Genomic DNA, 15,078 nt, shown 5'->3' with positions numbered 1-15,078 from the left:
GGGCCATCCATAGTCATAAGGAGCCGGCAGGAGACACCGTTGAAGAATCCATCACGAGTCAAGGCACAAGTTTTCATGCGCAGAACGTCTCTCCTTTTCGCGTGCGCTCTGTTTCTCTCCATCCCCTCCATTGCTTCGGCCCGGGCAGGCGCAGTTGTCGTAGAGGTTCCCCGCTATTCCTCCGGGTGGTTTTTGGACCTGAACCGGTTTTCAGAGTCTGCCCACAACACCCTTTCCTGTGACGCCTGCCACGGCGACATGAACGAAGCAGGGAGAAAACATCCCGGCACCCGCGAAGCAACTGATCTGAAACTAAAAGCAACACAACTCTATGACTACCACCGCTGCAAGACCTGTCATCGGGAATCGTATGAGCGATACCTTCGGGGGGCCCATGCCAAGGCCCTCGCAGAAGAAAAAAAAGCGGCGCCTTCCCAGGGACCTGTTTCTGATCGGCTGAAGGCCCCTACCTGCGGGGAGTGCCATTCCGCTCACTATGCCAAATCGCATCTTTCCAGGGTGGCCATGGGAAAAGAGATGACAGGGGTCTGCGGCGCCTGTCATGCGGCGCAGAAGGCCACCTACCTGGAGAATTATCACGGCAAGACCGCTGTCAATCTGGGGGATGCGGCATCCGCCTACTGCACGGACTGCCACGGGGCCCATGACTGTGTTTCCCTGAAAGACAGAGAGGCGGCCCTTGCGGCCTGCCAACGGTGTCATCCCGATGCCGGGGAACGATTCGCCCAGTTCGTGATCCACCCCACCACGGAGGGCCTGGCCCGGGACAATAAGGGAAAACAGAAGCACGTGGCCATCATAAAACTCGTTACCCTCATCATGACCATCATCGTGATCCTGGTGGTGGGGTTTTTCTATGGGCACAGCTTCCTGTGGCTCTTGAGAGAACTTCATGAAAAATTACGGAAACATTGAGTAAGTGTCTAAAGTGCCTAAAGTGAGCTAAAGTGCCTAGAGTTGGGGGGGCACTTGTGAAGAGGTGTGTATCATGTCGGAAGAGAATTCACAGGAAGCGATATTCATCCGGTTTTCCGTACTTCAACGGTTCCTCCATATTATTGTCATGGTGGGTTTCACGGGACTCGCGGTCACCGGCTTTTCGCTCAAATTCAGCAGCCAGTGGTGGGCCGCCGGGTTTGTGTGGCTGATCGGCGGGGCCGGACATCTGGCCTATCTCCATCGCTTCTTTGCCGTCATTACCTATGCCTGCGTCATGGTCCACATCCTCTGGCTGGTGTATTATAAGCTGGTCCTCAAGGGAAGCCTCACCGATCCCCAGTCCCTCTTCCCGAGGGTCAAGGACATCAAAGATCTCTTCGGGCATATGCGGTACTTTTTCGGCAAGGGAAGGCTTCCATCCTTCAACCGGTTTACCTACTGGGAAAAATTTGACTACCTGGCCATCTTTCTGGGCATGAACACCATGGGCTTCACCGGACTGATCCTGTGGGCTCCGGAATTCTTCTCCAGGCTGATCCCCGGGTACTTCATCAACCTGGCCCAGGTCCTCCATCTGTACGAGGCGATTCTGGCGGTGGCCCTAAAATTTGTGGTGCACCTGATTTCGGCGCACCTTCGTCCCGAGGTGTTTCCGATGGAAAAGAGCATCTTTACCGGAAGGACCGACAAAGAGAAACTCATGAGAGAGCATCCCGGGGAGTGGGAGGATATCATCGCCGCCCCCGAGGCCCCTTCACCCGGTTCTGCTTCTCAAATATCTTAAACAGGGGGATACCCAGGCCATTGAAAACGCGGATTGCATTCATTCTCATTTTTATCGGTATTTTCCTGATCGCCCCTCAAGCCCGGGCTCAAGATCCGGTCATGATGTCCCCTGTTCTGGACGGAAAGCAGCGGGACTGTCTGGACTGCCATCGGTATCCCAATGTCAACACCAATGAAGGGGTCTTTGCCTCCCAGGCCTTTTGCATGGAGTGTCACGCTCAGAAAGAATGTTTAAAGAGCGTGGAAGGGCAACCCCTTTCCCTCCAGGTCGATCTTCAGTCCTTTGAAAAGACACGCCATAAGTACACGGCCTGCATCCACTGCCACAGGGATGTGGCCGAATATCCCCATACCTCCGAATCAGGCGCTCAATGCACCGGATGCCACAGCGTACATGGGGAAGAAGCCGCCCATGGCCCTCACCTCCGGGTGGACTGTCAGGCCTGTCATCGCGCCTCCAAAATTGTGTCTCTTAATAGAAAAACCGGGGAGATCAGGCTCTCCCGGGTGGACGATCAGGGGGTCCCCATCCCCCTGACCGATCATTCCCTCCCCGATGTGACGGACCCTGAATTCTGCAACCGATGTCACACTGCTGAAAACAAGGTGGGAGCGGCCGCAGCCGCCCTCCCCTCCAAGAGCTTTCTCTGCATCCTCTGTCACAGCGCCCCGCTGACCATCGGGCACCCTGTCTTCTGGATTGCCTTTATCCTCTTTCTCTTCGGTCTCTTCCTGATGATCAGCTTCTGGTTCAAAGGGAGCGTCCAGGGAGAAGAGAAATCGCTCCACCGGAAGATCGCCCTTACATCCGAATCCATGTGGCAGGTAATATTCTCACGCCAGGTCTTCACCCTGATCAAGGTGATGGTCCTCGATATCTTCCTGCAGCGAAGGATCCTTCAGGAGAGTGTAAAACGGTGGTCGATCCATTCCCTCATCTACATATCGATCCTGGCGCGTCTGTTCATCGGCCTTCTCACCTATTTTGCCTATCGGATCGGCCCGGACAGCACCCTGGCACTGGCGCTCTTGAACAAGAACAACGGATTCACAGCGTTCTTTTACGATCTGACAGGGCTCCTGATCGTCATCGGCATTGCCTGGGCCATGGTTCAACGATTCATTCTGAAACCGGTCCACGTGGCCAGGGAGGGACAGGACAATCTGGCCATCGCCATTATAGGGGTCCTGGTCCTTCTGGGGTTCCTGCTGGAGGCAATACGGATCCTGATGACCCAGATCCCGCCGTCCATGGCTGCCTTTTCCTTTATCGGCTATCCGCTGGCCCGACTGATGGCGGTTCTCGGCCTTGACTGGCGGGTTATCTACCCCTGGCTCTGGTATGCCCATGCAGGGGTGGGGGCGCTGCTCATCGCCTATCTCCCCTTTGGCAAAATGCGGCATGTGTTTAACACGCCGCTTACCCTGATGATGAATTACAAAATGAAATAGAAATTTAAAACAGACTGGAAAAGACATGCCGGAAGAAAAATCCATCCTCCCCGAAGACGCAATCGCTGAAAACGAGACCGTATCGCAGCCCGAAACCGGGAAAGCCCCGCCCCCTGTGGACCCAGCGGGTGTGGAAACATCCGCGGCCGCGGCTGTGGAAGAAAAGGACGACACCCCCGACGGGAAGGAACGGGCCGAGCCGGTCGCTTCCCCGGAGAAGGTCCGGGATATCCTCATTTCCAATCTGGATATGCGCCGGCTGATCGAATTGGACGCCTGTACCCGGTGCGGCGAATGTCTCACCTGGTGCCCGGTCTATGATCAGGATGAAAAAGCGGGGATCATCCCCCGGGCCAAGGTCACCGATTTTCTGAGGGTGATCCGGTCCCAGAAAGGCCTCCTCGGAAGCATTATGAGGAATGAAAAGGCCCCGGAAACCATTAAAAAGCTTCTGGCCCTTGTTTTTCGGTATAAGGAGGTCTCCAAACCCGAGTTTGAGGAGTTTGTAAGGAACCTGTACGAATGCTCCACCTGCGGTCAGTGCCATGTGGTATGCCCGGCCAACATTGACACCGTCAATCTATGGGAGGATATCCGCCGCCTCATTGTCAAGGCCGATTACGGCCCCCTCGATTCCCAGAAGGCCCTTATCAAGAGCGTAAAATCCTACGACAATCCCTGGCAGCAGCCCCGTGCCGGCCGGGAAAAATGGGCCAGGCGGGCCAAAAAGGAAAATCTCATCCAGGAACTCCCGAGGGAAATCAAAAAGACCGGGGGAAAGGTCCTCCTCTTTTTGGGATGCACCGCGGCCTATGATATCAATGTCAAGCAGGTGGCGGTCAGCACCATCAATATCCTGGAGGCGTTGGGGGTGGATTACGGCTGCCTCGGGAAGGACGAGAAATGCTGCGGCAGCGTCATGCTTCGAATGGGCGATCCCGAGTTCGAGCGACTGGCCTCCCAGAACATCAAGATGTTCAACGAACTGGGGATCGAAACCCTCATCAGTTCGTGCGCGGGCTGTTTCAAGACCATCAAGGAAGACTATCCCAAGGTCGGAAAGATGAATTTCGAAGTGTTGCACACTGTGGAATTCCTGCGCCGTCTTTATGAGGATAAACAGCTGATATTCCGTAACCCGGTGGAAACGCTCGTGACCTACCACGATCCCTGCCATCTGGGCCGGGCCTCAGGCGTGTACGACGATCCCCGATTCCTCATGGAGAAGATACCGGGTCTCGACCTCATAGAAATGCCCAGGAATCGCGAATACTCGAGATGCTGCGGGGCCGGTGGAGGCCTCAAATCCGGATACCCGGACATCCAGAACAAGATGGCCCAAAGACGAGTGAAGGAGGCGGAAGAGACCGGCGCAACGGAACTGGTCTCTGCCTGCCCCTTCTGCTATCAGGGGCTGCAGGTCGGCATCAGTGCCTTGCAGTCACCCCTGATCATGCGCGACATCAGCTTTCTGGTGGAGCGGTCTTTGCAGGATAATGCACCCCAAAAAGAGGAAAAAAAGGTCCGCAAGGTCAGAAAGCCGAGGGATGACGCGACCGAAGGTCCTGATTCCAAAGGAGAATAGATCGGCATCTACAGGAAATACGTCTACTGGCTTGAACAAGCGGAATTCGCCTCTCTGGATTCCCGTTTAAAGAGGGAAGGCATCCTCATGCATGAGGCCCGAAAGGCGGTCTGCGTTCCTCTGTCCAGAAGCGTCGAGATAGGGTTTGTGCCGAGGGACGGCTGGGACAAATACGCCCTTTGCAGGCGTCAGCTCACCTGGTTTACTCCTGACTGTCCCTACTATGGCCGGGTCCTGGTCATCAGCGCCAGCAGGATCGTGACCATCGACAGGGGACCGGACATCATTATCCGTGAGTCCAAATTGAGGCGCCCTGAATTGCCCGACCGAACCGGGCAGTTGCATCTGATCGACAGAGAAACCTATCATCAGGCCCGTCCCGAGGCATGGGAGGACATCGCGGGGGAGGACCCTGAATTGCAGGAACGATGGCTTAAGATCATGGGGCTGAGGGGCATCACCTATGACGAACTCTTCCTCACCCACTGCGCCAATCACGCCAACTTTATTGACCCTGTCTATTTTATCCGGGAAGAGAACCAGACCGTGCCCTATTCCATCGCAAAAACCACCCATATCTGTTCCGCCTGTCTTGAGTTTTTCAACATCATCGGTTCCCGGTTTCAAAAAAAGCTGGTGGTCCCCTGCCCCGGCGCTGTTTTGTTTGCAGGGTTGGCCGCCAATCGGTATTATGAGGTAGTTCAGCCCGGATAGCATTTTCCGCCGCTTCACCGTCCGCGACCGAGTGCTCCGGCAAAGACCCGCAGGAGGCATGATGAAAACCACATTGTTTCTGACTGTTGTTATCTCTCTGATCTTTTTGGCCGGCCCGTCCGCTGGAAATGCCGCAGACAAACCCATCCGTATCGGATATCTCCAGAGCGATATTCACCAATTGGCCTGCTGGGTGGCCCTGGAAAATGGGCTTTACCGGAAACACGGGGTCGAAGTGGAGGTCGCGGGCATTTTCAAGGCCGGCCCTGAAGAGATGAGCGCATTTGCGGCCGGGGCCCTTGACGTGGGCTACGTGGGAGAGGCCCCCGCCACCACGGCCGTGGCCAACAAGGCGGCGGAGGTAACGGTCCTGGCCCAGGTCAACACCGAGGGGTCGGCCATTGTGAAGGGGAAGGACGCGCCGATAAGGGACGTGCGCGATCTGGCACGGAAGCGGGTGGCCATCCCCGGTCATTCCACGGTCCAGGACTTTCTCCTCAAAAAGGCCCTTCTGAAGCACAATGTGGATCAAAAGGCGGTCCATATCATCGTCTTGAAGCCGCCGGAGATGATCGGGGCGCTCAAGACCGGGCAGATCGATGCATTTATCGCCTGGGAGCCCTACCCGGCCAAGGCGCGGACCATGGGCGTGGGACAGGTTCTCCTTACCTCCCATGACATCTGGAAAGATCATCCCTGCTGTGTCCTTGTGGTAAGCAACCGCTTCCTTTCCGAGCGGCCCCGGGATGCCGAGGCCGCGGTGAGGGCGCACGTGGAGGCTACGGATTTCATCAGGGAGTTCCCTGACGAGGCCGTAAAGATCGGCGTCAAATACACCGGGATGGATGCGCCGACCATCCGTCTGGCCATGGAAAACGTGAACTACACCTATCTCCTGAGCATCGACGGAGAGAGGGAATATGTGGACTTTCTCTCCCGCATGAAGTACATCACCCTGCCCGATCCGGGGGCGTTTGTGGAAACGTTTATCAACCAGAAGATCCTCGGAGACATCATCCACAAATGAGATTTGACCGGTACCTCCTACCTCTGGCCTTGGTCCTTGTCTGGCAGGGGCTTTCTTTTGTCAAGGTGATCCCCCCCCACCTCCTGCCATCGCCGGTCAAAATCCTTCTTGGGTTGAAAGACCTGGCGGTCATCGGCATGCCTCCCGGCCATCTCCTTTATTATCACGTGCTCTACAGCCTCTACCGCGTCGCCCTCGGGTTTGCCGTTGCCGCACTTTTAGGTATCCCGTTGGGGCTCTTGATGGGCGGGTCGCCCGCGCTGCGACGCATAGTCAATCCTGTGATCGAACTTCTCAGACCCATCCCCCCCCTGGCATGGATTCCGATTGCCATCCTGTGGTTCGGCATCGGCATGAAGTCGGCGGCATTCATTATCTTCCTTGGGGCCTTCTTTCCGATCCTTCTCAACACCGTTTCAGGGGTCGTTTCCATCAACCCCATATACTTTGAAGTGGCCCGGACCCTCAATGCAAAACAAAAGGACATTTTTCTTAAGGTATTGCTTCCCGGGTCCATCCCGTCTATATTCGTGGGGATGAGAATCGGCGTGGGGATCGGATGGATGACCCTGGTGGCCGCGGAATTCACAGGGGTCAAGAGCGGTTACGGGCTGGGGTACATGATTATGACGGCCAGGGACATCCAGCGGCCGGATGAAATTCTGGCAGGCATGCTGATCATCGGCCTGATCGGCGTCCTGATCAACAGCGGGCTGCATGCCTGTGAATCCCGAATCGTCCGATGGCAGTAAAGAAAGAAGTGCGTGAAATGCCTGAAGCGGATATCCACAACCAATCCCGCCCAGGTGGGACTCACACAGAGACACAAAGCACACAAAGAATTTTTTGTAAAGAAGAAGAGGTCTTATGGCCCTGGAACTGATCGGTCTGACCAAATTCTTCGGCGGGCGAGACTCCGATACACCGCTCCACGTGCTTAAGGATATCCACTGTCGCGTGGAGGAAGGAACCTTTGTCTCCGTTGTCGGCCCGAGCGGATGTGGAAAAACAACGCTGTTGAGGATCATCGCAGGGCTGGAGAGGCCTTCGTCCGGCAGGGTCCTGATCGACGGGAGGGAAATCGCATATGAAACGGATCGTATCGGCCTCGTATTTCAGGAATACGCCCTTTTTCCCTGGCTGACGACCCTCCAAAATATCCAGCTGGGCCTGGAGATCATGGGGATCCCAAAAGGAGAGCGGCATGCGGCCGCCATGGATTACATCCACCGATTCGGCCTGAGCGGATTCGAGGCGCGATATCCCCGGGAACTGTCAGGGGGCATGCGGCAACGGGTGGCCATTGCAAGGACCTTGATCACCGATCCGAAGGTTACCCTTATGGATGAGCCGTTCGGTTCCCTGGACAGCCAGACGAGAAATGATTTGCAGGCATTCCTTCTCGATCTCTGGGAAACCCAGAAAGTGACCATTGTCTTTGTCACCCACAACGTGGATGAGGCTGTTTTCATGAGCGACCACATTCTGGTGTTATCCGGGCGGCCTGCTCAGATTGTGGGCCGTTTCCAGGTAGACTGCGAACGGCCCAGGGACCGGACCAGCCCGGCCTGCAACGCCATCCGGAAAAGGGTGCTGGAGACCCTGGAGGCCGGGAAAAAAGGGGGCGGTGAATGGGGGCAACCCCCATGACCGGTTATCGGTTATTCGTTATCAGTTATCCGTTACCAGATATCAGGTATCAGGTATCAAGTATTGTTAATCCCGCGGGTGTCTGATAATTTCTCCGGGGTATTTATGATAAAAATGGTAAGAATGGTGTGAAAGGAGTGTTAAAAATGAAAATAGTCGGCGTATCCTGCAGCGCGCGCAAGGAGAAAACCACCCGGTATGCCCTGGATTGCTGTCTCAGGGCGATTACCGAGGCCTATCCTCAGGTATCTACCGTGACCATCGATCTGGCGGAAAAGGAGGTCAACGTCTGCAAGGCCCTCAACATCTGCACCAAAAATCTCGTGTGTGGTCAGAAGGATGACTTCGAGGAATTCATCCCTGTCCTTTCGGACCCGGATGTGGGCGGCCTGATCGTGGCCACACCCGTCTATATGGGCGCCATGAGCGGCCAGTGCAAGGCCTTTATGGACCGGTGCGTCATGTTCAGACGCAACGGATTCCTGTTCCGGGACAAGGTCGGGGGCGTCATTGCGGTCGGCGGATTCCGAAACGGGGGCCAGGAAGCGGTCATTCAGAGCGTGCAGGCCGTTATGCTGGTCCAGGATATGATTCTCGTGGGCGACGGCAAACCCGGCGCTCATTTCGGAGGGACCGTGTGGAGCGGACATCCGGAAGGCGTCGAGCACGATGAGGTGGGTCTCCAAACGGTCCGAAGCCTTGGCCGTCGAGTGGCGGAGGTCGCGCTCAAGATGGCGGGATAAATTCAGATGATCGGCCATGTTGTAACAGAGATCCAGAGCCGGGGAGTTCGTCTCGGAAAGGGGTTTCTCAGCAGAGAGGGGGGGGCAGGCCCGGCGGACGCGGGCGCCTTTCTGATAAAGGGTATCGCAATAAACGTGCCCACGGGAAGTCCCTATGTATCCGCATCTCCCTACTCCCTCAGGGCCGCAAGCGGGGAGGTCCTGCTATGCAAAAACGGCAGGGATCTCCTCCCCGTGGAGATGATCCCCCGGCCACGGTTTTACGGGCAGACCACCTGCGACGGCACCCCCTGTTCACAGATCGCCCTCCTTCACGGAAAGGACTGCCTGGCCACCTCGGTGCTTCAGACCTGCATCTACTGGAATTCCGAAAACAGGTGCCGGTTCTGCGGAATCGAACTCTCTTTGAAGAACCGGCAGACCATTCCTTTGAAAACACCCGAACACCTGGCAGAGACGGCCCGCAAGGCACACGCCCTGGATGGGGTCCGGCATGTGGTCCTCACCACGGGGACAGGAAACCCGCAAGGAGCGGAGATTTCCATCCTGGGTGCTGCATGCACGGCGATCAAGGAGGCTGTGGATCTCCCGGTGCACGCCCAGTTTCTTCCCCCCGCTGACCCGGAAAGACTCCATGAATTGAAGCATTCCGGAGTGGACACCGTCGGCATTCACATTGAAAGCATGGACATGGCGGCCCTCTCCAGGACCGCCCCTGTCAAGGCGGCCATCGGTTTGAGGCGATATGAAGCGGCCTGGAAGGCCGCCGTGGAGATCTTCGGGCCGAACCAGGTCAGCAGCTTCCTCATTGCAGGCCTGGGGGAAAAACAGGATTCCATCATCTCCGGCAGCGAACGTCTGGCAGATCTGGGCGTATATCCCTTTGTGGTCCCCCTGCGGCCCATCCCCGGTTCGCTCATGGCGGATGCGCTTCCCCCGGATCCGGCCGTTATGATCCCCCTCTACGAAAAAGTGGCCGCGATATTGCAGAAGACGGGGCTTGCCGCCGACCGGTCCCTGGCAGGGTGCGTCCGGTGCGGGGCCTGCTCGGCACTTCCCCTGTATGAACGCCCCGGGGCCGATCTCACGTGTCATCGGGCGAGGACCTCATTTGAATTGAATCAGGCCTTTGACATCCGAAAAGCGGTATTTGTCACAGAGCAGCAAATCTTTGAGACTTCGGACAGGGACCCGCATGACGAAAACGGCATCCACCTGGTGGCGAAACACGGTCCGGAAGTGGTGGGCACGGTGAGGGTGTTTTCAAACGGTAACGGCAATACCCACTGGATCGGGGGACGACTGGCGGTCAAAAAGGGGTACCGGTCCTCAGGCGCAGGAGAACTCCTGGTCCGGAGGGCCGTCGCAACGGTCAAGAAACAGGGATGCACCAAATTCACCGCCCACATCCAGGAAGACAATGTCCCCTTTTTTTTGCGTCTCGGCTGGAAAGGGATTGGAATGCCTGAGCCCTATTTCGGGAGAGTCCATCAGGTAATGGAGGCAAACCTTGAGGATTGTTGATTGATGATAGTCGATTGTTGATTGATGATGGTGCAACCTCAGCGGGAAAACCGGAGTCTAACACATTGAACCGAAATCTGACCCAGTTGGTCGATAACACGCGCAATTACCTCGGGCTCTTGCGAAAAAAACCGATCGAGGAGGTGTATGCAAAGCTGATTCTGGGGGGACACCAAGGACCCCAGTTGCCCAACTACGGAGACGATGCAGCGGTGATTCCCTGGAAGGACGGATACCTGTTGCTGGCCGCCGACGGCATGATGACCCGGTTGCTCGTCAATGAACCGTATGCGGCCGGCAAGGCTGCGGTCATGGTGACGGTCAATGACATCTATGCCATGGGGGGGAGACCCCTTGCCATGGTCAATGTCCTGGCCAGCGGCGATGATGCGCATCGGTCAAAGGTCATTGACGGGATTCGAAGGGGGTGTGAAAAGCTGCAGGTGCCGATGGTCGGCGGGCACCTCCATCCCGACGCCCCATCAGACGCCCCCGCGCTCTCTGTGGCTATTTTAGGCCACGCCAATAAGCTGCTCCGGAGCCATCTTGCGGTCCCGGGCGACGAGCTCGTCTTTGCCGCGGACCTGAACGGTCAGAAGGGGTGCCATTCCGTGGTAAGCTGGGATGCCAATTCAGGCAAGACCCCTGAGGAACTGATCCACCGGCTGGAAGCCCTTCCCCGCATCGCGGAGAACGGGTGGGCCCTGGCGTGCAAGGATGTGAGCAACGCCGGCCTCCTGGGGACCCTTTCCATCATGATGGAAAATTCGGGACGGGGCGCGGAGATCGACCTGGAGGCCATCCCCTCCCCCCCGGGTCTGGATCTTGAGGATTGGATGCTCTCTTTCCAAAGCTTTGGATTCATCCTCTCTGTCCATCCTGAACACTCGGATTCGGTGATTGACCTGTTCCAAAAAAGGCATATCCATGCTGCGATTGTCGGCAGGGTCACGGATGATACAAAGGTCACTGTCAGAAGCGGATCCGAATCTCAAACCGTTTTCGATTTCACGACCGACAGAATCACCGGCATCACCTGCCCCCCCTGACCAGCAAACCAGAGGGGTGGGGTAACATCATCCGTTCTTCGAAGATCTGAGGACCTCCGGCATAGCCGCAGACCTGGCCGATTTCCAGCCCGCCAATACGGTCCGGGTAGTGAGGGTGCCTTCCCGGCCCCATAGGCCATGGCCCCTTCCATGCCGATCCGCTCGATCTGCCGCCATGCCCAGCCGAAGAAACCTTAAAACCTTACAGCGTCCCCATCTGCCACACTCGGATTTGGTGATTGACCTGTTTCGGGAGAGGCATATCCAGGCCGCGGTGGTGGGCAGGGTAACTGATGGCACAAAGGTCACCGTCAGAAGCGGATCCTTATCTCAAATGGTTTTCGATTTCACAACAGACACCATTACCGGCATCACCTGCCCCCTTGATCAGCAAACCACAGGGGTGGAGTAACATCATCCGTTCTTTCGAAAATCTGGAGCAGCTCCACCCATAGCCGCAGACCTGGCCGATTTCCAGCCCGCCAATACGATCCGGATAGTGAGGGAATACGCCTTCCCGGCCCCATAGGCCATGGTCCCTTTCACGCCGATCCGCTAGATCTGGGGCCATGCCCAGCCGAAGAAACCTTAAAACCTTACAGCGTCCCCATCTGCCACACATCTGCCACACTGGTACGAGGACTTTCACCTCGCCAGTTCTGTGCCATGCCCGGCACACACGTGAGCATAACCAGCACTATCAAGCGTCCGGTTGATGCTGTTATTGTGCGGTCCGAGTGCCTTTCTTCCTTGCTGCTCTTTCAACCATTCGCAGCATCTTCCGATCGTGATCTTGGTCTACGAATTGGCTGGCGTTGTTTTCGTAGTCAGCCCAAGTCTGTCCGGAGATATCAGATGGTGGCTTTGGACAGCCGTTCGCCTTTATTGGCAATACCCTGACACCCCAGGTCAGAGCCACGCCCATTTCCAGCATCACGTTTGGATTTACATCTGAGGTCTCAAAGACTGCTATGTCTGCGCATATGATATCGCGGCATATCTCATTGAAAAGATGTTCTCCATAACCTGCGGCGAGTGGGCTAAAGTCAAGTTCAACAGGAAAAGATGTCGGTAGTTCATTGTAGTTCTTAACTGCCTTTTCGAAGTGGTTCCGAAGATTCATGATGAGATTTTCGGAAGTATAGTAGGAAGATGCAAACTGGTAGCCTACCACGACAAATAACTTAGACCGTTCAGACTTCCTTTCTGCGACTAACTCCCAATCGCTATCTTGAAACCCATAAGGGGAGCCAACAGGAGTTGCTGCTGGATTTATTGCAGAAATTAGATGCGTATTTTTGCTCTGCTCCAACGCTTTCTCATATTCAGCCTTACCCCGAGGAGTTATCTCAACATCGCCGAATTCAAAGGGGGCTGTACCCAGATACTGCTGCCACTCGACGTACCCGTTGTCGCGTAGTATAGATACGGCATCGTTTATTTGGTCTGGCTCAAGTTTAGTCAGTTCCTGTATCCGCTGTCCGTCGATCTCATCTTTCTGCCCGAGTTGCTTCGACTCCTCATAGAGGGTGGCCAATATAATTCCAGCATTTTCTTTTATGGTTGCGGCCATGCCTATTCCTTTCAGAATCTTTCATGCACAACATCATTTTCACTGGCGCCGGCTGTTTGGCGGCCAGTGGAAAAAATTTGTTATGCCAACTCGTCTTGCCTTTTTATAAATTCTGACGCAACGACAATTACAGTTTTACAGATAATGCAGATCCCATGGGCTGCAGCAGGCAAATTCCCAACTCTAAAAGAAGGATCTAATGCAGCCACAAGTTCCTCATTAACCTCCCAATCTTCATGGGATGCTCCATATTGTTGAGCCCAGAGAGCAATTAAATTTGTTTTCGATAATTCAACCCATCTTCCAGATTCGGTTCTTACCGAACATGCAAGGCGGTTAAGGTATTCACGTAGAGACAATACTATAGGTCCACCAAGAGGTTTTGGTTGATCGATTCTAATAGGGATCTTACACTCCAAATCATCCATGAGTTTCATTAATAGAGGCTTATTTGTTCGGGTTTCGCAGACAAGAATTCTTAGTTTTCCAGCAATCTCACCCAAAAAACGAACATCATTGTATAAACAAGCTCGCTCATGATATTCTTTTAGTAAATCGACATGATTTTTCAGCGATTTTATTAAGTTTGAAATACTTCTATTTGTTTTTATTGGTTTAGTCATTTTATTTTGCAATGCATAACGGGCTCTTCAGCGGGCGCATCGCTTTTTGCGCTCCGCTGGAAGAGATGGTTGGACGATCTCAATCATTTTGGTCCTCAACTGGGATAGCCATAATTTCTGGATTATCCTTCCTCAGTACACGTATTATGCTCACTGGCCAATCTGTAACCCCGTTTAAATAGCCTCCGGTCATTTCGTGCACCTCCCGAGCTCCAAAAACTAGGAAACCTAGATCATTTAATTCTTTAATTCCTTGAGAAAGCCTGAAAGTAGTCTCTGTACGTCTCGCTGGCCCTAGCTCACGTCCGATATCACCCCAACCTTGCACTACTTCAAGAAACTCTCCGACCTGTTCAACTTCTTGCTCAGTTAGCAGTTCGTCGTGGTCATAAGATGCAGCACATGAGCCTTCGACAATATTTAAAACTTCTTTTCCATTATCAAGCCTTGTGAGAAAGGCTGCTGTCTTCTCTTTTGTTTTTCTAAAACGTAAAGGTTTTGGCTCTTCATCGGAGGCAAGCTTTGCCTCCACCCATTGTTCGTGGGTTTGTTTTAATTGGAGAATAATATCTGGAGTGTATGTTTCTTTTTGATCATCGATCATTTTATGATGAACTCGGCATAGTAGGACAAGATTTCCATAATTATTTAGCTTGTTTGCAGGATAGGTCGAATCAAACCTCGGCCCGTTTCGTTGGGCGGATAAGATGTGACATTCCTCACCCACGACGGATTCGATGTCCATACCGGTAGATTCTAGTACAAGATCGCGTTTACAAATCGCACATTTGTTACCAGATTTTCCCCACAGCATTTTACGTGTCTTGTCAGATATTGACATTGCAATCACTTATAACTTGCGCCCAACGGCCGGGCTGACAGGTGCGCGGCGGTTTTTCGCGCATCCTTGTCCAGCCCGTTGTTATGTTTTTAAAATCCAGCATAAATACATTTTTTAATTGTAGACGGATGCCAAGAATGCACCAAACCCTCTCTCTTTTCTGAAGGCTCTGCGTATATCACAGTTACTGCAATCGGTTCGACGATATAGAACCATGTAGCATAGACGCACTGGTCATCAATATTAACCGTTTCAATATCTGTCATCCCTGTCCCCATTTCTAAAGACGACCCTAAAGCCAAAAATACCTTAGGATGGGGTTTTTGCTGTAATATCGCCTCTGAAAATGGATTGATATCAATTGGGACTTTTAGTTCCACAATAGCACATCCGAATAGCTTGACAAAAAATAGGCTCCTCATACGAATTTGTGGGTAGAAAGATTATTTAAAAACTTGAAAGCATGAATCAAATCCAATAGTTCCTGTTGGTGAAGATCCGATAGGAAAGGAGGATAAGATTCATGCTCGTTGAAAGTATAGTGCGAAAAA

At 54.1% G+C, this 15,078-nt stretch carries 15 protein-coding genes; 11 read left to right on the top strand and 4 right to left on the bottom strand.

Going from position 1 to position 15,078, the window contains the following annotated elements; genetic code table 11:
• Nucleotides 1-75 precede the first annotated feature (75 nt).
• From K9N21_11335 to K9N21_11285, 11 genes are all read left to right on the top strand, one after another.
• Nucleotides 76-936 (top strand): cytochrome c family protein, encoded by an 861-nt coding sequence (locus K9N21_11335; GenBank protein MCF8144500.1) that lies wholly within the window; start codon nt 76-78, stop codon nt 934-936.
• A gap of 73 nt (nt 937-1,009) precedes the next feature.
• Nucleotides 1,010-1,744, top strand: a complete 735-nt coding sequence (locus K9N21_11330; GenBank protein ID MCF8144499.1) for a cytochrome b/b6 domain-containing protein — start codon at nt 1,010-1,012, stop codon at nt 1,742-1,744.
• A gap of 20 nt (nt 1,745-1,764) precedes the next feature.
• Nucleotides 1,765-3,198 carry a cytochrome c family protein gene (locus K9N21_11325; protein MCF8144498.1) on the top strand — a complete coding sequence of 478 codons (1,434 nt, stop codon included), beginning with the start codon at nt 1,765-1,767 and terminating at the stop codon, nt 3,196-3,198.
• 25 nt (nt 3,199-3,223) lie between these two features.
• On the top strand, nt 3,224-4,783 hold the full coding sequence (locus K9N21_11320) for a 4Fe-4S dicluster domain-containing protein (protein MCF8144497.1): 1,560 nt from the start codon (nt 3,224-3,226) through the stop codon (nt 4,781-4,783).
• Nucleotides 4,784-4,870: 87 nt separating this feature from the next.
• Nucleotides 4,871-5,497, top strand: coding sequence for a hypothetical protein (locus tag K9N21_11315; protein ID MCF8144496.1), 627 nt, complete (start codon nt 4,871-4,873; stop codon nt 5,495-5,497).
• A gap of 58 nt (nt 5,498-5,555) precedes the next feature.
• The gene (locus K9N21_11310) at nt 5,556-6,524 is read left to right on the top strand and encodes an ABC transporter substrate-binding protein (protein ID MCF8144495.1); all 969 of its coding nucleotides are present in this window, start codon (nt 5,556-5,558) and stop codon (nt 6,522-6,524) included.
• Entirely contained in the window at nt 6,521-7,276 is a 756-nt protein-coding gene (locus K9N21_11305; GenBank protein MCF8144494.1) for an ABC transporter permease, read from the top strand. The genes K9N21_11310 and K9N21_11305 overlap by 4 nt, the downstream gene beginning before the upstream one ends.
• Nucleotides 7,277-7,391: 115 nt before the next feature.
• Nucleotides 7,392-8,174 carry an ABC transporter ATP-binding protein gene (locus tag K9N21_11300; protein ID MCF8144493.1) on the top strand — a complete coding sequence of 261 codons (783 nt, stop codon included), beginning with the start codon at nt 7,392-7,394 and terminating at the stop codon, nt 8,172-8,174.
• Nucleotides 8,175-8,320: 146 nt separating this feature from the next.
• On the top strand, nt 8,321-8,917 hold the full coding sequence (locus tag K9N21_11295) for a flavodoxin family protein (protein MCF8144492.1): 597 nt from the start codon (nt 8,321-8,323) through the stop codon (nt 8,915-8,917).
• Between the two features lie 6 nt (nt 8,918-8,923).
• Nucleotides 8,924-10,441 carry an MSMEG_0568 family radical SAM protein gene (locus K9N21_11290; protein MCF8144491.1) on the top strand — a complete coding sequence of 506 codons (1,518 nt, stop codon included), beginning with the start codon at nt 8,924-8,926 and terminating at the stop codon, nt 10,439-10,441.
• Nucleotides 10,442-10,506: 65 nt separating this feature from the next.
• Nucleotides 10,507-11,490, top strand: coding sequence for a hypothetical protein (locus tag K9N21_11285; GenBank protein ID MCF8144490.1), 984 nt, complete (start codon nt 10,507-10,509; stop codon nt 11,488-11,490).
• 721 nt (nt 11,491-12,211) lie between these two features.
• Here the strand turns inward: K9N21_11285 and K9N21_11280 are convergent.
• The 4 genes from K9N21_11280 to K9N21_11265 form a co-directional block, all read right to left on the bottom strand.
• Complete coding sequence (locus tag K9N21_11280; protein MCF8144489.1) at nt 12,212-13,063, bottom strand: hypothetical protein; 852 nt, start codon at nt 13,061-13,063, stop codon at nt 12,212-12,214.
• 80 nt (nt 13,064-13,143) lie between these two features.
• On the bottom strand, nt 13,144-13,686 hold the full coding sequence (locus K9N21_11275; protein MCF8144488.1) for a hypothetical protein: 543 nt from the start codon (nt 13,684-13,686) through the stop codon (nt 13,144-13,146).
• A gap of 79 nt (nt 13,687-13,765) precedes the next feature.
• Nucleotides 13,766-14,290: a hypothetical protein gene (locus tag K9N21_11270; GenBank protein MCF8144487.1), complete on the bottom strand. Its 525-nt coding sequence runs from the start codon at nt 14,288-14,290 to the stop codon at nt 13,766-13,768.
• 326 nt (nt 14,291-14,616) lie between these two features.
• Nucleotides 14,617-14,907: a hypothetical protein gene (locus K9N21_11265; protein ID MCF8144486.1), complete on the bottom strand. Its 291-nt coding sequence runs from the start codon at nt 14,905-14,907 to the stop codon at nt 14,617-14,619.
• Nucleotides 14,908-15,078: the final 171 nt, after the last annotated feature.

Source organism: Deltaproteobacteria bacterium, from assembly GCA_021737785.1.
Taxonomy (GTDB): domain Bacteria; phylum Desulfobacterota; class DSM-4660; order Desulfatiglandales; family Desulfatiglandaceae; genus AUK324.
The sequence above is the reverse complement of the archived record's forward strand: the minus strand, read 5'-3'. Positions and strand labels throughout refer to the sequence as shown.